Raw genomic sequence first — 17,609 nt, forward strand, 5'->3', positions numbered from 1 at the left:
CCGTGACCCGCCCCTTCCGCCTCGTCGTCGTGTTCGGCACCGATCCGCTGACCGGCAATCCGCTGGCGGTCATCGCCGACGCCGAGGGTCTATCGTCGCGGGAGATGCAGGCGATCGCAGGCTGGCTGAACTTTTCGGAGACGACCTTCCTGCTGCCGCCGACCGACCCGGCGGCCGACTATCGGGTCCGGATCTTCACCATGGCCCATGAACTGCCCTTCGCCGGCCACCCGACGCTGGGCAGCGCGCATGCGTGGTTGGAAGCCGGTGGTCAGCCCAGGCAGGAGGGCCTGATCGTGCAGGAGTGTGGCATCGGACTGGTGACGATCCGCCGCGATGGCGATCAGCTTGCCTTTGCCGCCCCACCGCTGCTGCGCGGCGGCACCCCGACCGAGGCCGAGATCGCCCAAGTCGCGGAGTTGCTGCGGATTGACCGCGCGGCGATCGTCGATGCTGCTTGGGCGGACAATGGCCCCGGCTGGATCGCGGTCCTGCTGGAATCGGCCGAGGCGGTGCTGGCGGTCGAACCGGCGCGGCATCACCCCGAGCATATCGACATCGGCATCGTCGGGCCGCACGCCGCCGGCGGCGACGTGCAGTTCGAACTGCGTGCCCTCTTCACCGACGCGCATGGCGGGCTGATCGAGGACCCCGTCACCGGCAGCCTCAACGCGTCGGTCGCTCAGTGGCTGTTCGCCAGCGGCCGCGCGAGCGGCAGCTACGTCGCCGCGCAAGGCACCCGGCTGGGGCGGAGCGGGCGCATCCACGTCTCGCAGGACGACACCAGACAGGTCTGGGTCGCCGGCGCGACGCGGACCCTGTTCAGCGGTTCGGTGCACGGCTGATGCAGGTCGCGGTCCTCACCTTCGATGGCTTCAACGAACTCGACTCCTTCGTCACCGCCGCGATCCTCAACCGGCTCCGGTCGCACGGCTGGACCGCACACATCACCGCGCCCACCGAGACGGTGACGTCGCTGAACGGCGTCATCGTCCACCGCCAACGGCCGCTCGAATTCGTCGAGGAGGCGGACGCTGTCCTGATCGGCAGCGGCTATCGCACACGCGAGATCGCTGCCGACCCCGCGACACTCGCGCAACTGCGCCTCTATCCGACGCGACAGCTGATCGCCGCGCAATGTTCGGGCACGCTGCTGCTGGCGAAACTCGGCTTGATCGGCGACTTGCCGGCCTGCACCGACCTCACCACCAAGCCATGGGTGGTGGAGGCCGGTGTCACCGTCATTGACGCACCGTTCGCCGCTCATGGCAATGTCGCGACGGCGGGCGGTTGTCTCGCGGCCCCATACCTCGCCGCCTGGATGATCGCGCGCGGCGGCTCGCCCGACCTTGCGCGCGAGGCGCTGCACTATGTCGCGCCGGTCGGCGAGAAGGACCGGTTCGTCGAGCACGCGCTATCCATGATTGGCGCCCAGCCTTAATCCCTAAAGCTGGCCTGAAAACTGGTCGGCATCAGTGACACATGCGCGTCCAGCGGCGGCCGCAACTCGAATCCGCGTGGATCTCGGGCGAAGTTCCAGAGCCGCACAAGGCACCAATCGTGGCGATGCTCTTCCGACACGGCCAGTTCGTTGCGGCTGATGTGAAAGGGCGTGCGCTCCCATCCATTGGTGGTCTTCACCTCGATAAGGCGAGGACGGCCATCGATCTCGAAGCTGGCGATATCGTAGCCTGCGCCGTCGCCATCCTGGTCCGAAACCCAGCGGACGCGATCGGCCAGATCGTCGCGCCCGGCGGCAATAAGCGACGATCGTTCGTGGAGGACGATGCGCTCCTCGCCAGCGCGGCCGAGCGCACGGTTGCGGGCATCGCGCTCCGCCACGTCGAAGCGCCGGGCGATATACTGCATCTGCTCGAGTTCCTCCGGCGGCGGGGCATTGCCGAGCGTCGGCGGCGGGCCGATCCACAGGGTCGGCGCTTCCCGCACATGCGACGGCGGCGACCCTCCCGCCAGTGACACGCGCGTGTAGGGCGAGAGCCACGTCGGATGCGCAGCCAGCCAGCGCGCCACGGCATCGACCAGCGAGCCCTGGAAGTTGAAGGCGGGCTTGTAGCCGGGGATCCAATCCTCACCGAGTCCCTTCAGGACGGCACTGATATTCTGATGCTTGTATTCGATCGACCCGCGCGGCCTTCCGATCGCCGCCTGCAACCGACGATTATGCTCGGCCTTGCTATAGGGGCGGCCTGCCTCATCGTCGGCCAGCATCGCGAAATAGTCGGCGACGATCACGTCGTTCTGCTGATCGGTCCAGTCGCCGGAAGCCATCGGCAAATGCTATGCGATGAAGGTAAGACTGTCACGTCGCGCTGCGGCCCGATCGACGTCGCGCTTCCACTCCCATGGCCGCGGAAACCTTCCCTGACGAGATCGAGTTCGGTCGCGCCGTTGGACAGGAGGCGTGGTGAAACCGGGGTATGTCCCGGATACCGGTGCCATCATCTGGCTTTATTTCGATCCGCAGGCGGGCCACGAACAGTCCGGGCATCGTCCGGCGCTGGTGCTGTCGCCGGCGCGCTGCAGCGGGCCGCGCGGTATGACGATCTGCTGCTCGATGACCTCCCGCATCAAGCGCTATCCGTTCGAAGCGATCGACGAGGACGATCCACCCAGCGTCGTGTTCGCCGATCAGGTCCAGAACGTCGACTGGCGCCCGGCGGGCTGAGAGAAAGGGTCGTGTCTCTTCTGTGACGCTGGCAGAGGTGCGGGCCAAGGTTCGCGCGCTGCTGGAGTCGTAACGGAACGAGGTCCCTGACTCACTGTTTTTATCGGTGGGCGCGGGCATCGCTCGGCAGGCGATGTGCCGCAACGCCGCTGCTGGCGATCATCCGGAACGGACGATCGCCCCGGTGCGAACACCCGATAGGCCGAGCCATGTCGCCATCCGCGCCAGTTCGACCTCCAGGCGTGGCAGCGTATCGTCGGGCGCCCCAGGCTCGAGCGTGATGCGATGCGCCAGCAGCATGCCCGCTCGCCGGTCCGCCTTGAGGTCGACCCGCGCGACCAGCGCCTCGTCCAGCAGGAAGGGCAGCACGTAATAGCCGTGGGTGCGCCGATCCTGCGGCACGTAGATCTCGATCCGGTAGCGAAAGCCGAACAGCCGATCGGTGCGGCCGCGTTCCCAGATCAGCGGATCGAACGGCGCCAGCAAGGCCGCCCCGCGCACCCGCCGGAGCGGCGAAGCGTCACGGTGCCGCCACGCCTTCTGGCTCCAGCCTTCGACACGGACGGGGACCAGCACGCCATCCTCCGCCAGATCGGCGATGGCGTGATCCGCCTCGTCGGGCTTCAGCCGGTAATAATCGCGCAGGTCGGCCGCGGTCGCGATGCCGAGCGCCCGCGCACTGCGGTCGATCAGCGCACGCTGCGCCTCGGCGACGGTCGGCGTCGGCATGACGAGAATGGCCGCGGGCAGCACCCGCTCGGGCAGGTCGTACACCCGCGCGAAGCTGCCCCGCCGCGTCGCCGTCGTGATCCGGCCTGACCAGAACAGCCATTCGAGCGCGTGCTTGACGTCGCTCCACTCCCGCCAGCCGCTGCGGCTTGTGCCGTTCTCGAAGTCGGCGGCGGTCAGCGGTCCCTCGGCCGCGATGCGGGCGAGCACGGCGTCCGCCTCGCGACGGCGCTCGGTGGCGAAGCGACGCAGCCCGCGATAGCCGATCTCGCCCCGTTCGGCGCGCGCCATCCGCCAACGCAGGAGCGGATGAAGGTCGAGCGGCAGCAACGATGCTTCATGTGCCCAATATTCGAAGAACCGGCGCTGCCGCTTCGGACCCCAGGCAGCGCCTTCGAGCAGCGAGCGATCATAGCTGCCGAGCCGGGAGAAGGCAGGCAGGTAATGGGCGCGAGCAAGGACGTTGACGCTGTCGATCTGGAACAGGCCGGTGCGATCGGCAACCTTGCGAAGGTGCCCCGCCGTGACTCCCGGGGGCGGGGCGCGGCCGAAGCCCTGCGCGGCGAGGGCCATGCGTCGGGCATCGGCCAGCGAGGTGGTCATGGGGCGCTGATGGTGGCGGTCCGGCGCGACCGTCAATCGTGGCGGTGGCATCGACCTTACATCTTCGACCGCAAGGTGAAGCGGGTCATCTCCGACGGCACGCCGAGGCGGAGCGCGAAGCCCGGCCACAGCCCCGTGCCGTTGCTGACATAGAGGGTCATGCCGCCGACCTGATAGCGACCCGCAACGAACCCGGCGTTGGCGCGGGCGACGAGCCGGTCCATTCCGACGATCATGCCGCCATGGGTGTGGCCGGACAATTGGAGCGCCACCCCCTTCGCAGCGGCGCCCAGCGCCCGCCGCGGCTGATGATCGAGGAGGACGATCGGTGCCCCGGCCGGCGCACCGCGCAGTGCCAGCCCGACATCCGGTGCCGCCTCGCCGACGCTCGGGGCGGACAGGTCGGTCACACCGGCCATGACCAGTTCCGCACCCCCGCGCCGGATGACATGATGCGCATTCGGCAGCATCCGGAAGCCGAGCGACGTCAGGTGCCGCATCCATGCGCCATAATCGAAGAAATACTCGTGGTTGCCGGGTATGGCCCAGACGCCATCGGGAGCGTCAAGCGCTTGAAGCGGCGCCACATCCTTGCGTCGCATGTCGACCGAGCCATCGATGAAATCGCCCGTGACGACGATCACGTCGCTGCCCGCCGCGTTGGCGCGCGCCGCGACCGCGCTGGCCCAGGCGGCCGGGAACAGCTTGCTGATATGAAGATCGGTGAGTTGGAGGATCCGGTAGCCCTCGAACTGAGGCGGCAGACCCGCAACCTCTACTTCGACGTCCTTGATCGGCGGAACCCGCACCGCATTGGCGACCGCGATCGCGCTGGCCATCGCCGCCAGGCCGAGCGCGCCGTAACGCGCGGCATCCGAAAGCCCGACACGCTGCCACCGGGCGACCGCCGTCGCCAGCAGGCCGAGATCGAGCACGATCTGGAGGAGCATGAGCAGCACCAGCGCGCCCAAGGCCCAGTTGAAGAGGATAACGACCGGACGCGGAAACTCGGGTGCGAAGACCGACCCCGACGATAGCCGGCTCCAGAGGTGATATTGCGATACGCCGAGCAGCAGCACCGTGACGATGACCTTGCTCCACAACGGCAGCGTCAGCGGCCAGAGGGTGCGGGACGCGACGTAGATCGCCGGGATCAGGAAGATGATCGGCATCCTTCAGCGAGCGTCGGCAAGCGGCTGCCGGTAATCGCAACACTTTAACGCCGCTAGGCGCCGGAGGCGACCAGCGATCGGTCGCCGGGCGTCAATGTTCGGTCAACTCGGCGACCTCGAAGTCGAAACTGCGCCAGCCGTAACGCTTCGCGGCCTGTTCGGTCAGCGCCTTCTTGCTCGCCGCCTCGCGGGCGGAGGTGGCGTGCCCCCAGAACACCTCGGTCTTTCCATCGCGCAGATGCGCGACGATCCGCCAGTAATGCGTGAACGGCGCGGCAGTGGGACCGATCGTCTTCACATAACCGTCGGCCATCGTCGCGGTCAGGTAGCGCTTCTTTCTCGCCATCTCCGGGCGATACCGCACTCCCGATCGACGCGGGAGAGGACCAGGCCTCAATCGTCGCCGGGAAGGCTGATCCTGTAGGGCCCCGATCGCTTCGCCAACCGCTCCCCCTTCCAACTCAGCCGCACCGCCCCGTCTCGGACCAGCCCGTCGATCGCTGTGTGCACGGACGGCATCGCACTGCGCCAGTCGTCCCCGGACAGCGCGCGCGCCACCTCGCTCGGGCAGATCGTCGCGCCGGCACCGCGGCGCGCGAGAAGGTCCAGTGTCGCCGCGCGCGGATCGGTCATCCGCTTCACCTCGGCCCCGCACGCCTGCGGGTCAAGCCACCGTCGCTCCCACAGTGTCAGCGTCCAGCCCGGGTCGACGGCATTGCTCGTTCAGGCGGTTGCGCCGACCGGGCCGGCTCGCCTATGGGGCGGTCATTCGCAAGGACCCGGTGAAATCCCGGGTGGCTATTCCGGCCGCCGATCCGCCGGACAACAACACGCACCCGATGAGATGCGCCGCCCGGCGCCCGGGCCCTGTTGTGGACATTCGATGACCTTCGACTTCGCTACCTATCGCCGCCAGTGGTTCACTGACGGCACCACCGCCCGCCGCGACATCCTGGCCGGTATTGTCGTCGCGCTCGCGCTGATCCCGGAGGCGATCGGCTTTTCGATCATCGCCGGCGTCGATCCGCGCGTCGGCCTCTACGCCTCGGTCGCGATCGCGATCACCATCGCGCTGATCGGCGGACGACCGGGCATGATCTCCGCCGCGACCGCTGCGGTCGCCGTTCTCGTCGGCCCGCTGGTGCGCGATCACGGCGTCGAATACCTCTTCGCCGCCACGATCCTGATGGGGCTGATCCAGATCGCCGCCGGGCTGCTGCGGCTCGACCTGCTGATGCAGTTCGTGTCGCGCTCGGTCATCACCGGCTTCGTCAACGCGCTGGCGATCCTGATCTTCATGGCACAGCTTCCGCAACTGACCGGCGTCGGCTGGCAGACCTATGCGATGGTCGCGGGCGGGCTGGCGATCATCTACGGCATGCCGCGGATCACCCGCGCCGTGCCGTCGCCGCTGGTGGCGATCCTTGTGCTCAGCGCGGTCAGCATCGGGCTGGGGCTGCCGGTGAACACGGTCGGCGATATGGGCCGACTGCCCGACGGCCTGCCCAGCCTCGCCTGGCCGCAGGTGCCGCTGACGGTCGACACGTTGCGAATCATCCTGCCCTATTCGCTGGCGATGGCCGCCGTCGGCCTGCTCGAATCGCTGCTGACTGCGCAGATCGTTGACGACATGACCGACACCGACAGCGACAAGCGTCGCGAATGTGCCGGACAGGGCGGTGCCAACATCCTCGCCGCGCTGTTCGGCGGCATGGGCGGCTGCGCGATGATCGGTCAGTCGGTCATCAACGTCACATCGGGCGGGAGCGGGCGACTGTCGACCTTCGTGGCGGGCGCGTTCCTCCTGTTCCTGTTGGCGGTTTTGGGGCCGTTCGTCGGGCGGGTGCCGATGCCGGCGCTGTTGGCCGTCATGGTCATGGTGTCGATCGGCACCTTTAGCTGGAACTCGATCGCGAACCTACGGCGGCATCCGCCCACATCGTCGGTCGTGATGCTGACGACGGTAGTGGTGGTCGTCGCCACGCGCGACCTGTCGCTGGGCGTGCTGGCGGGCGTGCTGTTGTCCGGCATCTTCTTCGCGGGCAAGGTCCAACGCATGTTCTCGGTCGAGCGATCGGTATCGCCGGACGGCGCCCAGACGACCTATCGCGTGGAGGGCGAAATCTTCTTCGCCTCGGTCGACCGGTTCACCCGCGCCTTCCAGATCGAAGACAACTCCACCCGCGTCGTCATCGACGTGACCGCGGCGCATTTCTGGGACATCTCGGGTGTCGGCGCGCTCGACAAGATTGTCGCCCGGTTACGCCGCGAAGGACGCGTCGTCGAGGTGGTCGGCTACAATCGGGCGAGCGCCGACCTGATCGACCGCTTCGCGCTCCACGACAAGACCGGCGTGGAGATGGGGCTGGCGCCGCACTGAGCGGTGGCAGCCGCGCTAAGCTCGTAGGCGCGCCTCTTCCTCCTTCCTCTTCCACTCCTCGATCCGCAGGACGACATATTCCCGAAGCAGTTGCACCCGGCGGGGGCGGAAACTGCTCCCGCCGCGCTCCAGCGCCTCGATCCGCGGCACCTCGAACGTCCGGTGCGCCTCGCGCAACAGGCACCATCCCACCAGCATCAGCGTCTTCGGGCTGTAGGACATGCCGAGCGGCAGGATCTCGCGCTCGGTCCGTCGCCCCTTCGCGTCCCGATAGGCGATCCGGACGCTGAACTCGTCCCAGCAGGCTTCGCGCAACAGATCGAGGTCGATCGTGATGGCAGCACGGGGCTCCGGTGGGCGCCACGATCGCATCGTCGCGTGTGCGGCTTGCCGCGCCTGCCGGTCGGGCAAGGTGGCGACGATCCGCGCCAGCGCATTGCGCCCTGCCGTCGCCAGTGCCTGGTCGCCGAAGTCGCCGAGGCTCGCGACCCCGAGCATCAGCGCCTCGATCTCCAGCCGAGAGAAGCTCTGCGGCGGCAAGGCCGGGTCCTCGGTCAGCGTGTAGCCGTAGCCCGCCGTCCCGTCGATCAGCACACCGCCGGCGCGTAGCGTGGCGATGTCGCGATAGAGCTGCCGCGTCGACACTTCCGTCTCCGCCGCGAGGCGGGTTGCCGTCACTGGCTTGGGTAGCCGCCGCAACGCGTCGAGCAACCGCATCAGCCGATCCGATCGTGCCATCCCTACTGCCCGAAACTGTCAGGACTCCTTGGGTAAATGGGCGGCGTCATCCAACGCAAGGAGCAATCGATGCGCACCCTTTATTACTCGCCCAATTCCCGGTCCGACACGGTCGTCGCACTCGTCCGGATGCTCGGCGCCGACATCGAGATGCGGGAGGTGACCATCGCACGGCAGGACGGGTCAGGCAGCGCCGATCCTGCCAATCCGCACCCGGAGGGCAAGGTGCCTTATCTGACCGATGGCGACGATGCGGTGCGCGAGCGCGGCGCGATCATGCTCTACCTCACCGACGCCTATCCCGATGCCGGGCTCGGACCGCTGCCCGGCGAGGCGCGGCGCGGCGCCTATCTGTCGTGGCTATCCTACTATCAGGGCGTCATCGAACCGCTGCTGATCCTGAAGTGGGCGAACGTCAGCCATCCCGCGATCACCGCGGGCCTGCGCGATTTCGACACGATGATCGAGCGGCTGGCCGAGCCGCTGCGCAAGGGGCCTTGGCTGCTCGGCGAGCGCTTCTCCGCCGCCGACATGCTGTGCAGTTCGCCCTTCTTCTGGTTCACCGACATGATGCCCGCCGATCCGGCGATCCGCGACTGGGTGGCGCGGTGTGCTGAACGGATGGGTGACGGGAGGTAAGACTACGTCGGCCCACTGTCCTGTGATGGTGCCGGGCAAGACTCACGACCGGGATTCACCGTCGATCGGCGGTTGAAAGATGCCGCCGGTCGGTCATCGGGCGCTTGCCATTCTGCGCACCTTTTTGTACCCATCGCTGTGCAACTCGCAGACAGACGAGTTGTTCGTTGACGTGGAATCAACGACTTAGCGGGTCGGGAAAAATTCGGAGGAATCCTGTCTCCCCGACCAGACAGGGCGGAAATCAGCCCTTCCACCGCAAGCAGCGACCGTCGCACCCGGGAAAGGCGACCATTCCGGAAGATCGACTCACGGAATAGTCCCGAGCCCGATCCGCGCTCCGTTGTCCGGTCGCGTCCCCCGCTGCCCCGGTGCGGCCTCGCCGCTCGACGATCGTTCCTCAGGCCGTGCAGGCGGCGTGCTGCGGCGAACGCCGGATCAGCAGCAGCATCACCAGCGCCGCCGCGGCCATCGCCGCGCCCGCCAGCGATACCGCGGGCAGCCCCAGTCCGGCGCCGATGACGCCCCCGCCCAGCGCCGCGCCAAAGGCGTTGCCGAGGTTGAACGCGCCGACGTTCATCGCCGAGGCGAGATTGGGGGCCTCGCTTGCCGCGTCCATCACCCGCATCTGCAACGGGGGCACGATGGCGAAGCTGGCGATGCCCCAGATCAGGATCGCGACCGCAGCGGCTGAGGGCCATTGCATCACGCCCGCGAACAGCACCAGCACCACGGCGAGCACCGCGAAACTGCCGATCAGCGTCCGCTCGATCGACCGGTCGGCAAGGCGGCCGCCCAGCGTGTTCCCGATGGTCAGCCCGACGCCGTAGAGTACCAGCATCGCCGTCACGAAGCCGGTCGATGCGTGCGTCACCTCGCGCAGGATCGGGACGATATAGGTGAAGACGGTGAACATGGCGCTCGCCCCCACCACGGTCAGCGCCAGCGCGGCCAGCACCGGCCGGCGCGTCAGCACCCGCAGTTCGGCGCGCATGTCGCCGCCCTCAGCCGCGGGCAGCGGCGGCAGGGCAAGGCGGAGCGACAGCATCGCGATCGCCCCCACGCCCGCGATCCCGGCAAAGGCGGTGCGCCACCCGATCGCCTCGCTGACCCAGGTCGTGAGCGGCACACCGCCGATCGTGGCGACGGTCAGCCCGGTGAACATCGCCGCGACCGCACCCGCGCGCCGGTCCGGCGGCACCAGACCGGCGGCCACCACCGATCCGACGCCGAAGAACGCGCCATGGTTGAACGAGGTGACGATCCGCGCCGCCATCAGCATCCCATATCCGTCCGCCATCGCCGACAGCGCATTGCCGAGCGTGAAGATGCCCGTCAGCGCGATCAGCAGCGTCCGCCGGTCGACCCGCCCGGTCGTGAGCGTCATCAGCGGCGCGCCGATCAGCACGCCCATCGCATAGGCGCTGACGAGCAGCCCGGCGGCGGGGATCGAGACGTGCAGGTCGGCGGCGATCACCGGCAACATGCCCATCGGCGCGAACTCGGTCACGCCGATGCCGAAGGCGCCGACCGCGAGTGCGATCAGCCCGGGGTTCAACTTCATGACGATCCTCCTTCAGACCAAGGGCGGCGCGAGGCGGGCGAAACCCGCCTGTTGCCGATAGGGGGTGTGCGGATAGGGCGGCAGCATGTCGCTCGCCGCGTCGAGCACCGCCACCTGTTCGGGCGTCAGCGCCCAGCCGATTGCGCCCAGATTGTCGCGCAGCTGCGCCTCGTCGCGCGCGCCGAGGATGACCGACGCCACGGTCGGTCGCCGCAACAGCCAGTTGATCGCGACCTGCGGCACGGTCTTGCCCGTCTCCGCCGCCACCGCCTCCAGCGCATCGACCACGCAGTAGAGATGCTCGTCCTCGACCGGCGGTGCGAACCGGGCGGTTTCGTGGAGGCGACTCCCCGCCGGAATGGGCCGTCCCCGCCCGATCCTGCCGGTCAGCCGCCCCCAGCCGAGCGGGCTCCAGACCAGGGCGCCGACGCCCTGGTCCGCGGCCAGTGGCATCAGGTCCCACTCATAGGCGCGACCGATCAGCGAGTAATGGACCTGATGCGCGACGAGGCGCGGCCAGCCATGACGATCCGCGATCGCCTGCGCCTTCATGACCTGCCAGCCGGGATAGTTGGAGACGCCCGCATAGCGGACCTTGCCGTCGGCGATCAGCCGGTCGAGCGTGCCCATCACCTCCTCGGTCGGCGTGGATGCGTCGAAGGCGTGGAGCTGGAGCAGATCGATCCGGTCGGTGCCCAGCCGCCGCAATGCCGCCTCGACCGCCCTGATGAGCCGCGCGCGGGATGCGCCCCAGTCCTGCGGGCCCTCGCCGATCGGCAGGCCGGTCTTGGTCGAGAGGAGGACGGCATCGCGTCGCCCCCTGATCGCCTCGCCGAGCACTTCCTCCGACGCGCCGTCCGAATAGACGTCGGCGGTGTCGAACAGCGTCACGCCCGCGTCGAGGCAGATGTCGACCAGCCGCCGCGCCTCGGCGGCGTCGCTGGTCCCCCATGCGCCGAACAGCGGCCCCTTGCCGCCGAAGGTGCCCGCGCCGAACGACAGCGCAGGCACGCGCAGGCCGGACGATCCCGATTGCCGATATTCCATGACACCTCCGTTGCGAATGTCATCGTCAGGCGCATAGATGGCCGGGGAAGCCGCAGGGCGGAACCGCCCGCCGGTGCAAAGGATCTATGCCGTGGACGCAAAGATAATCGGCCAGGACGACCGCGCCCGGTCGCTCGCGCTGTTCGCGAGCGTGGTGGACGAGGGGAGCTTCTCCGCCGCCGGGCGTACGCTCGGGCTGACCCCCTCGGCGGTGGCGCGGGCGATCGACCGGATCGAGGCGCGGCTGGGCGTACGGTTGCTGCTGCGTTCGACCCGCGCGCTGACGCTGACCGCCGAGGGACAGGCCTATCTGCTCGCCGCCCGCCGCATCCTCGCCGATCTCGACGATGCCGAACAGCAGATCGCCGATCAGGGCGCACCGCGCGGGCGGTTGCGGATCAGCGCGGCGCTGGCGCACGGTCGGCTGTGCGTGGTGCCGCTGCTCGGCGACTTCGCCCGCGCCTATCCGCATATCCTGATCGACGTGGCGCTGACCGACACGCTGGTCGATGTCGCAGGCGGCCAGGCCGATGTCGCGATCCGCTTCGGCCCGCTCGCCGACAGCGGGCTGACCGCGCGCAAGCTGGGGGAATCGGGCCGGGTGATCGTCGCCTCGCCCGGCTATCTGGCGCGGGCGGGCACGCCGCAGGTGCCGGAGGACCTGCACGCCCACAACTGCCTCAACTTCAACTTCCGCCGGGCCGAGCCGATCTGGCCCTTCCGCCGCGACGGCCGGGATTTCGCGCTGGCGGTGGAGGGGAACATCGTCGCCAACAACGGCGAGACGCTCGGCCAACTCGCCGCCGCCGGGGTCGGCGTGACGCGCGTGGGCCGCTTCAGCGTGACCACCGAGATCGCCGACGGAACGCTGGTGCCGCTGCTGGAGGACTATAATCCGGGTGACGTCGAGCTGATCCACGCCGTCTTCGTCGGCGGTGCGACGACGCCGGCGCGGGTGCGGGCGTTCGTCGACTTTCTGGTGCAGCGGCTAGGACACCCGGGCGGATGACCGCCGGGCCAGATGCGCCGCCAGAAAGGCGTACAGCCGGTCCCCCTCGCTCATCGCGACGTTGAAGCGCAGGTGATCGCGCCATCCGCCGCTGGTGCTGAACACCGGTCCGGGTGCGAGCACGATCCCTTCGGCGATGGCCTGCCGGGCGAGCTCCACCGCATCGATGCCGTCCGGCAATCGCGCCCACAGGAAGATGCCCGCCGCCGGATCTGTCCACGGTTCGATACCGATAGCCCGCAGGCGTTTCGCCACCTGCGCCATCGCCCGCGCCAGCCGGGTGCGGACGCCGTCGACATGCCGCCGATAGCTGCCGTCGGTCAGCACCGCGTGGAGCAGATGCGCGGCGAGCGGACTGCCCGCCATCGACGTCGCGATCCGCAGGTCGGCCAGCGCCCCGATCCAGTCGGAGCGCGCCGCGATATGGCCGCAGCGCACCGCCGCCGACAGCGACTTGGAGAAGCTGCCGATACGGATCGTCCGGTCGAGCCCGTCGAACGCCGCCAGCCGTGGCGACGGTGCGTGCTCGAAGTCGGCGAAGATGTCGTCCTCGACGACGACCATGGCATGCGCCTCGGCGATCTTGAGCAGCCGGTGGGCGGTGGCGGCGGCGAGCGACGCGCCGGTCGGGTTATGGACGCCCGAATTGGTGAGGTAGAAGCGCGGACGATGCGCCGCCGCGAGCCGGGCGAAGGCGGCGACGTCCGGCCCGAGGGGCGTCATCGGCACGCCGACCACGGTCGCCCGGTGCGCCCGGAGCAGCGCGAGGAAATTGAAGTAGCACGGATCGTCGACCAGCACGGTATCGCCCGGCTGGAGCAGGAAGCGGCACACCAGATCGAGCGCGTGGGTGCCGCTGTCGGTCAGCAGGATCTGGTCGGAGCCTGCCTCGATCCCCTGCCCCGCCATCCGCCGCGCGAGCAACGCCCGCAGCGGGGGCGACCCCAGCGGCGACGCATAGCCCGCCAGCGTCGCGGCATCGTCCGTGCGTGCCGCCGCGCGCATCGCCTTGCGCAGCGCGCCGCCCGCCAGCCAGTCGTCGGGCAGCCAGCCGCATCCCGGCATTGACCCGTGGCGCCGCTCCCCCAGCGACTGGCGCAACATCCACAGCGGATCGACCTCGCGTTCCTGCACGGCGGTCAGCCGGTCCAGCGCCAGCGGGGCCAAGGGCGCGGCGACATAGAAGCCCGATCCCGGTCGCGAGCGGATGACGCCCTCCGCTGCAAGGCGATCATAGGCCTCCACCACGGTCGAGCGCGCGACACCGCTCATGTCGGCCATGGCACGGATCGAGGGCAGCCGGGCACCCGGCGTCAGCATGCGGGCATCGATCCGGTCGCGGATCGTGCGCACCACCCGGCCGGTGCGGGATTCATCGGGAGCATGCGCCATCGTACTGCCGTTTCCACCCATACAGTTCGGCGCGATCGTACCGATGCGTATCTGTCGACGCCAGTCGCCCCGCGATAGGACGCGCCATCAGCAACAGGAGATGCCCGTGACCCGCCCATTCCGACTCGTCGACGTATTCGGCACCGATCCGCTGACCGGCAATCCGCTGGCCGTCATCGCCGATGCCGACGGCCTGACGACCGCGGAGATGCAGGCGATCGCGAGCTGGCTGAACTTTTCCGAGACGAGCTTCCTGCTGCCGCCGACCGATCCGGCCGCCGACTATCGCGTGCGCATCTTCACCATGGCGCACGAACTGCCCTTTGCCGGGCATCCGACGCTGGGCAGCGCGCATGCCTGGCTCGAGGCGGGCGGGCAGTCGAAGCGGGACGGCGTGATCGTGCAGGAATGCGGCGTGGGGCTGGTCACGATCCGGCAGGACGGCGACCGGCTCGCCTTTGCCGCGCCGCCGCTGCTGCGCGGGGGCACGCCGACCGAGGCGGAGATCGCGCAGGTCGCCGAACTGCTGCGGATCGACCGGGCGGCGATCGTCGACGCGGCATGGGCGGACAACGGCCCCGGCTGGATCGCGGTCCTGCTCGAATCGGCGGAGGCGGTGCTGGCGGTCGAACCGGCGCGGCATCATCCCGAGCATATCGACATCGGCATCGTCGGCCCGCATGCCCCCGGCGGCGAGGTCGCCTTTGAACTGCGCGCGCTGTTCACCGATGCACATGGCGGGTTGATCGAGGACCCGGTGACGGGCAGCCTCAACGCCTCGGTCGGCCAGTGGCTGTTCGCCGGCGGCCGGGCGCGCGGCAGCTATGTCGCGGCGCAGGGTACGCGCCTCGGGCGGAGCGGGCGCATCCATGTCTCGCAGGATGCGACCGGGCAGGTCTGGGTCGCCGGTGCGACGCGGACGCTGTTCGCCGGGCGGACGCACGGGTGAACGGCGACCGCGCCTGACCCGCCTCAGGCGCGATAGCCGCCCTGGCGCTCCAGCATCCAGCCGGGATATTCGGCGGGCAGCTTCGTCACCGCGTCCAGCGCGGCGAGGTCGTCGGCGTCCAGCACCACCCGCGTCGCGGCGATATTGTCGGTCAGCTGCTCGGCCCGCTTGGCGCCGACGATCACGCTCGTCACCACCGGCTGGTGCAGCAGCCACGCCAGCGCGACCTGCGCGACGGAGCACCCCCTGTCTTTCGCGATGCGCCGCATCTCGGGCAGCACCGCCGCGCCGCGCGTCCGGTCCACCGGGGGAAAGTCGAACGTCGCGCGCCGCCCGTCCGCCGCCGCGCCGCCGCCGTCGTACTTGCCCGACAGATAGCCGCCCGCCAGCGGGCTCCATACCATCAGCCCGATCCGCTCGGACAGCAGCATCGGCACGATTTCGCGCTCGAGGTCGCGACCGACCAGCGTGTAATGGGCCTGCAGCGACAGGATCGGCGCCAGCCGCCGCGCATCGGCGATGCCGACCGCCTTCACCACCTGCCACGCGGCCCAGTTCGACAGGCCGAGATAGCGGACATGGCCTTGCACGACGAGGGTGTCGAGCGCCGCCAGCGTCTCCTCGACCGGCGTGGCGGGATCGAAGCCGTGGATCTGGTACAGGTCGATATGATCGAGCCCCAACCGCCGGAGGCTCGCCTTGCACTGGGCGAGGATATGCCCGCGCGACGCACCGCGCGCGTTCGGCCCCTCGCCCATCGGCCCCAGCACCTTGGTCGCGACGACCACGTCGTCGCGCGCGATGCCGAGGTTCCGGAGCGATTGCCCGAGGATGCGTTCGCTCTCGCCGCCCGCATAGACATTGGCGGTGTCGATGAAGTTGATCCCCGCATCGATCGCGGTACCGACCAGCGTGTCGGCATCCTCCTGGCGGAGTCGACCGATCTGGCCCCACAGCCCCTCGCTGCCGCCGAAGGTCATGGTGCCGTGGCAGAGTTCGGAGACGAACAGGCCGCTGTGGCCGAGTGGACGCATGCGCATGGGCGATTCTCCCGTCGAAGTGGATGCAAGCGGCGATAGGCGGCGCGCCTGCTCCCGCGCGACGCCGATCCGATCAATCCGTTGCCCGATCCTATCACCGCCATGCCGCCACCCGTGCATCGGCCCGCGGCGCGCGCTATGGCAGGCGCCATGACGAGCCTGTCCGACCTCGCACCGCTGATCGAGCGCCACTGGCACCGCCATGGCCGCGAGACGCCGATCGACGGGCTGCGCATCACCCGCGCCGATGCGCCCAGCGGGCTGATCCCGGCGCTGTACCGCCCGTCCTTCTGCCTCGTGGTGCAGGGGGGCAAGCTGTCGATGCTGGGCGACGCGGCCTATCGCTATGCCGCGGGGGAGTGCCTGCTCGCCTCGGTCGACCTGCCGGTGACGTCGCGGATCACCCATGCCAGCCCCGCCGCGCCCTATCTGGCGCTGTCGCTCGCGATCGATCCGGCGACGATCGCCGAACTGCTGGTCGAGCGTGGGAGCGTGGCTGCTCCCCCGCCCGCCTTCGCCGCGCTGACGACCGGCGCGCACGACCCGGCGCTGCGCGATCCGCTCAGGCGGCTGCTCGAACTGCTCGACAGCCCCCGCGACCAGCCGGTGCTGGTGCCGATGCTCCGGCGCGAGATCGTGTGGCGGTTGCTCGGCGGACCGCTGGGGCCGTCGCTGCGCCAGATCGGGCTGGCCGACACCCATGCCGCGCGCATCGCTCGGGCGACCGCCCATATCCGCGACCATTTCGCCCGGACGCTGCGCGTCGCCGATCTCGCCGCGCTGGCGGGGATGAGCGTTCCCGGCTTCCACCGCCATTTCAAGGCGGTGACGACGATGACGCCGGTGCAGTTCCAGAAGCAGGTGCGGTTGCAGGAGGCGCGCCGCCGCCTGATCGCCGCCGAGGAGGTCGCCCGCGTCGGCTTCGCGATCTGCTATGAAAGCCTGTCGCAGTTCAGCCGCGACTATCGCCGCCTGTTCGGTGCGCCGCCCGGCCGCGATGCGGCGGCGCTGCGCGCGCGGCTGGTGCCGGAACCGGCGCTGCCGTGATGGCCGACCGTGTCGCCCGATATCGTCCGGCTGCACCACCATGCAGGATCGCCACGGCATGACGGCAGACCTGACTCTCCGGCGCGCGAGCGAGGCGGACCTTCCCGCGCTGCGCACGCTGATGGCGCTGGCGATCGATCGCGGGCAGGCGGCGGTGCTGACGCCCGCACAGGTCGTCGCCAGCCGGGCGGTGATGGGCCTCGACACGCAACTGGTGCGCGACGGCACCTATTTCGTGGTCGAGGCGGCGGGGATGCCGGTCGGCTGCGGCGGGTGGAGCAGACGCGCGACGCTCTATGGCGGCGATCACAGCACCGGCCTGCGCGATCCGGCGCTGCTCGATCCGGCGACCGACGCCGCGCGCATCCGCGCCATGTATACCCACCCCGATCACGTCCGGCGTGGGATCGGGCGGATGATCCTCGACCGCTGCGAAGCGGCGGCACGGGCGGAAGGGTTCGCCGCCGTCGAACTGATGGGCACCGCCGGGGGCGTGCCGCTCTATGCGGCGTGCGGCTATGTGCCGGTCGAGCGGGTCGATCCGGTGGTGGACGGCGTGGTCGTGCCGCTCACCCGGATGCGGAAGCGGCTGGACGGCGCGGGCTGACGCGGTA

19 protein-coding genes and 1 other annotated feature are annotated in these 17,609 nt (G+C 69.5%); of the genes, 9 read left to right on the top strand and 10 right to left on the bottom strand.

Going from position 1 to position 17,609, the window contains the following annotated elements; translation table 11 throughout:
* Positions 1–2 precede the first annotated feature (2 nt).
* Together ABLE43_RS03295 and ABLE43_RS03300 are read left to right on the top strand one after the other, a co-directional pair.
* Complete coding sequence (locus ABLE43_RS03295) at positions 3–845, top strand: PhzF family phenazine biosynthesis protein (protein WP_348977051.1); 843 nt, start codon at positions 3–5, stop codon at positions 843–845.
* Positions 845–1,441, top strand: a complete 597-nt coding sequence (locus ABLE43_RS03300; RefSeq protein ID WP_348977052.1) for a DJ-1/PfpI family protein — start codon at positions 845–847, stop codon at positions 1,439–1,441. Before ABLE43_RS03295 ends, ABLE43_RS03300 begins: the two co-directional genes overlap by 1 nt.
* Here ABLE43_RS03300 and ABLE43_RS03305 read toward each other — a convergent pair.
* Positions 1,438–2,253: a protein NO VEIN domain-containing protein gene (locus ABLE43_RS03305; RefSeq protein ID WP_348977053.1), complete on the bottom strand. Its 816-nt coding sequence runs from the start codon at positions 2,251–2,253 to the stop codon at positions 1,438–1,440. The genes ABLE43_RS03300 and ABLE43_RS03305 overlap by 4 nt on opposite strands.
* Positions 2,254–2,425: 172 nt before the next feature.
* Here ABLE43_RS03305 and ABLE43_RS03310 point away from each other — a divergent pair, with 172 nt between their 5' ends.
* The gene (locus tag ABLE43_RS03310; protein WP_348977054.1) at positions 2,426–2,686 is read left to right on the top strand and encodes a type II toxin-antitoxin system PemK/MazF family toxin; all 261 of its coding nucleotides are present in this window, start codon (positions 2,426–2,428) and stop codon (positions 2,684–2,686) included.
* A gap of 159 nt (positions 2,687–2,845) precedes the next feature.
* Here the strand turns inward: ABLE43_RS03310 and ABLE43_RS03315 are convergent, their stop codons facing one another.
* The 4 genes from ABLE43_RS03315 to ABLE43_RS03330 form a co-directional block, all read right to left on the bottom strand.
* Positions 2,846–4,018 carry a winged helix-turn-helix domain-containing protein gene (locus ABLE43_RS03315; protein ID WP_348977055.1) on the bottom strand — a complete coding sequence of 391 codons (1,173 nt, stop codon included), beginning with the start codon at positions 4,016–4,018 and terminating at the stop codon, positions 2,846–2,848.
* A 56-nt stretch (positions 4,019–4,074) separates the two neighbouring features.
* On the bottom strand, positions 4,075–5,097 hold the full coding sequence (locus ABLE43_RS03320; protein ID WP_348977056.1) for a metallophosphoesterase: 1,023 nt from the start codon (positions 5,095–5,097) through the stop codon (positions 4,075–4,077).
* A gap of 184 nt (positions 5,098–5,281) precedes the next feature.
* Positions 5,282–5,536: a hypothetical protein gene (locus ABLE43_RS03325; protein ID WP_348977057.1), complete on the bottom strand. Its 255-nt coding sequence runs from the start codon at positions 5,534–5,536 to the stop codon at positions 5,282–5,284.
* A 47-nt stretch (positions 5,537–5,583) separates the two neighbouring features.
* The gene (locus ABLE43_RS03330) at positions 5,584–5,823 is read right to left on the bottom strand and encodes a DUF3253 domain-containing protein (RefSeq protein ID WP_348977058.1); all 240 of its coding nucleotides are present in this window, start codon (positions 5,821–5,823) and stop codon (positions 5,584–5,586) included.
* A 139-nt stretch (positions 5,824–5,962) separates the two neighbouring features.
* Positions 5,963–6,018, top strand: a sequence feature (sul1 is cis-regulatory element that is thought to sense ions involved in sulfur or methionine metabolism; They are found in Alphaproteobacteria).
* 55 nt (positions 6,019–6,073) lie between these two features.
* Here ABLE43_RS03330 and ABLE43_RS03335 point away from each other — a divergent pair.
* Positions 6,074–7,570: a SulP family inorganic anion transporter gene (locus tag ABLE43_RS03335; protein ID WP_348977059.1), complete on the top strand. Its 1,497-nt coding sequence runs from the start codon at positions 6,074–6,076 to the stop codon at positions 7,568–7,570.
* Between the two features lie 15 nt (positions 7,571–7,585).
* Here ABLE43_RS03335 and ABLE43_RS03340 read toward each other — a convergent pair whose 3' ends face one another.
* Complete coding sequence (locus ABLE43_RS03340) at positions 7,586–8,287, bottom strand: helix-turn-helix transcriptional regulator (protein ID WP_348977060.1); 702 nt, start codon at positions 8,285–8,287, stop codon at positions 7,586–7,588.
* Positions 8,288–8,377: 90 nt separating this feature from the next.
* Between ABLE43_RS03340 and ABLE43_RS03345 the strand changes: the two genes are divergently transcribed.
* Entirely contained in the window at positions 8,378–8,947 is a 570-nt protein-coding gene (locus tag ABLE43_RS03345) for a glutathione S-transferase family protein (RefSeq protein WP_348977061.1), read from the top strand.
* 400 nt (positions 8,948–9,347) lie between these two features.
* On the opposite strand, the gene ABLE43_RS03350 is transcribed toward ABLE43_RS03345, so the two are convergent.
* Together ABLE43_RS03350 and ABLE43_RS03355 are read right to left on the bottom strand one after the other, a co-directional pair.
* Positions 9,348–10,511, bottom strand: a complete 1,164-nt coding sequence (locus tag ABLE43_RS03350; RefSeq protein ID WP_348977062.1) for an MFS transporter — start codon at positions 10,509–10,511, stop codon at positions 9,348–9,350.
* A gap of 12 nt (positions 10,512–10,523) precedes the next feature.
* Positions 10,524–11,558 (bottom strand): aldo/keto reductase, encoded by a 1,035-nt coding sequence (locus ABLE43_RS03355; RefSeq protein WP_348977063.1) that lies wholly within the window; start codon positions 11,556–11,558, stop codon positions 10,524–10,526.
* A 91-nt stretch (positions 11,559–11,649) separates the two neighbouring features.
* Between ABLE43_RS03355 and ABLE43_RS03360 the strand changes: the two genes are divergently transcribed.
* Positions 11,650–12,567, top strand: coding sequence for a LysR family transcriptional regulator (locus ABLE43_RS03360; protein ID WP_348977064.1), 918 nt, complete (start codon positions 11,650–11,652; stop codon positions 12,565–12,567).
* Here the strand turns inward: ABLE43_RS03360 and ABLE43_RS03365 are convergent.
* The gene (locus tag ABLE43_RS03365; RefSeq protein ID WP_348977065.1) at positions 12,547–13,959 is read right to left on the bottom strand and encodes an aminotransferase-like domain-containing protein; all 1,413 of its coding nucleotides are present in this window, start codon (positions 13,957–13,959) and stop codon (positions 12,547–12,549) included. The genes ABLE43_RS03360 and ABLE43_RS03365 overlap by 21 nt on opposite strands.
* A 106-nt stretch (positions 13,960–14,065) precedes the next feature.
* On the opposite strand from ABLE43_RS03365, the gene ABLE43_RS03370 reads away from it, so the two are divergent.
* Positions 14,066–14,908: a PhzF family phenazine biosynthesis protein gene (locus ABLE43_RS03370; protein ID WP_348977066.1), complete on the top strand. Its 843-nt coding sequence runs from the start codon at positions 14,066–14,068 to the stop codon at positions 14,906–14,908.
* A 23-nt stretch (positions 14,909–14,931) separates the two neighbouring features.
* On the opposite strand, the gene ABLE43_RS03375 is transcribed toward ABLE43_RS03370, so the two are convergent.
* Positions 14,932–15,948, bottom strand: a complete 1,017-nt coding sequence (locus ABLE43_RS03375; protein WP_348977067.1) for an aldo/keto reductase — start codon at positions 15,946–15,948, stop codon at positions 14,932–14,934.
* A gap of 150 nt (positions 15,949–16,098) precedes the next feature.
* Between ABLE43_RS03375 and ABLE43_RS03380 the strand changes: the two genes are divergently transcribed.
* Positions 16,099–16,995, top strand: a complete 897-nt coding sequence (locus ABLE43_RS03380) for an AraC family transcriptional regulator (RefSeq protein WP_348977068.1) — start codon at positions 16,099–16,101, stop codon at positions 16,993–16,995.
* Between the two features lie 58 nt (positions 16,996–17,053).
* Positions 17,054–17,602: a GNAT family N-acetyltransferase gene (locus ABLE43_RS03385; RefSeq protein WP_348977069.1), complete on the top strand. Its 549-nt coding sequence runs from the start codon at positions 17,054–17,056 to the stop codon at positions 17,600–17,602.
* Positions 17,603–17,609: the final 7 nt, after the last annotated feature.

Source organism: Sphingomonas silueang (genome assembly GCF_040049155.1).
GTDB lineage: Bacteria > Pseudomonadota > Alphaproteobacteria > Sphingomonadales > Sphingomonadaceae > Sphingomonas > Sphingomonas silueang.

Bases quoted from the DNA above. Each gene is read 5' to 3' on its own strand.
- ABLE43_RS03300 (WP_348977052.1), top strand. From the start codon at position 845: ATGCAGGTCGCGGTCCTCACCTTCGATGGCTTCAACGAACTCGACTCC.
- ABLE43_RS03315 (WP_348977055.1), bottom strand. From the start codon at position 4,018: ATGACCACCTCGCTGGCCGATGCCCGACGCATGGCCCTCGCCGCGCAG.
- ABLE43_RS03325 (WP_348977057.1), bottom strand. From the start codon at position 5,536: ATGGCGAGAAAGAAGCGCTACCTGACCGCGACGATGGCCGACGGTTAT.
- ABLE43_RS03330 (WP_348977058.1), bottom strand. From the start codon at position 5,823: ATGACCGATCCGCGCGCGGCGACACTGGACCTTCTCGCGCGCCGCGGT.
- ABLE43_RS03335 (WP_348977059.1), top strand. From the start codon at position 6,074: ATGACCTTCGACTTCGCTACCTATCGCCGCCAGTGGTTCACTGACGGC.
- ABLE43_RS03340 (WP_348977060.1), bottom strand. From the start codon at position 8,287: ATGCGGTTGCTCGACGCGTTGCGGCGGCTACCCAAGCCAGTGACGGCA.
- ABLE43_RS03345 (WP_348977061.1), top strand. From the start codon at position 8,378: ATGCGCACCCTTTATTACTCGCCCAATTCCCGGTCCGACACGGTCGTC.
- ABLE43_RS03350 (WP_348977062.1), bottom strand. From the start codon at position 10,511: ATGAAGTTGAACCCCGGGCTGATCGCACTCGCGGTCGGCGCCTTCGGC.
- ABLE43_RS03355 (WP_348977063.1), bottom strand. From the start codon at position 11,558: ATGGAATATCGGCAATCGGGATCGTCCGGCCTGCGCGTGCCTGCGCTG.
- ABLE43_RS03365 (WP_348977065.1), bottom strand. From the start codon at position 13,959: ATGGCGCATGCTCCCGATGAATCCCGCACCGGCCGGGTGGTGCGCACG.
- ABLE43_RS03375 (WP_348977067.1), bottom strand. From the start codon at position 15,948: ATGCGCATGCGTCCACTCGGCCACAGCGGCCTGTTCGTCTCCGAACTC.
- ABLE43_RS03380 (WP_348977068.1), top strand. From the start codon at position 16,099: ATGACGAGCCTGTCCGACCTCGCACCGCTGATCGAGCGCCACTGGCAC.
- ABLE43_RS03385 (WP_348977069.1), top strand. From the start codon at position 17,054: ATGACGGCAGACCTGACTCTCCGGCGCGCGAGCGAGGCGGACCTTCCC.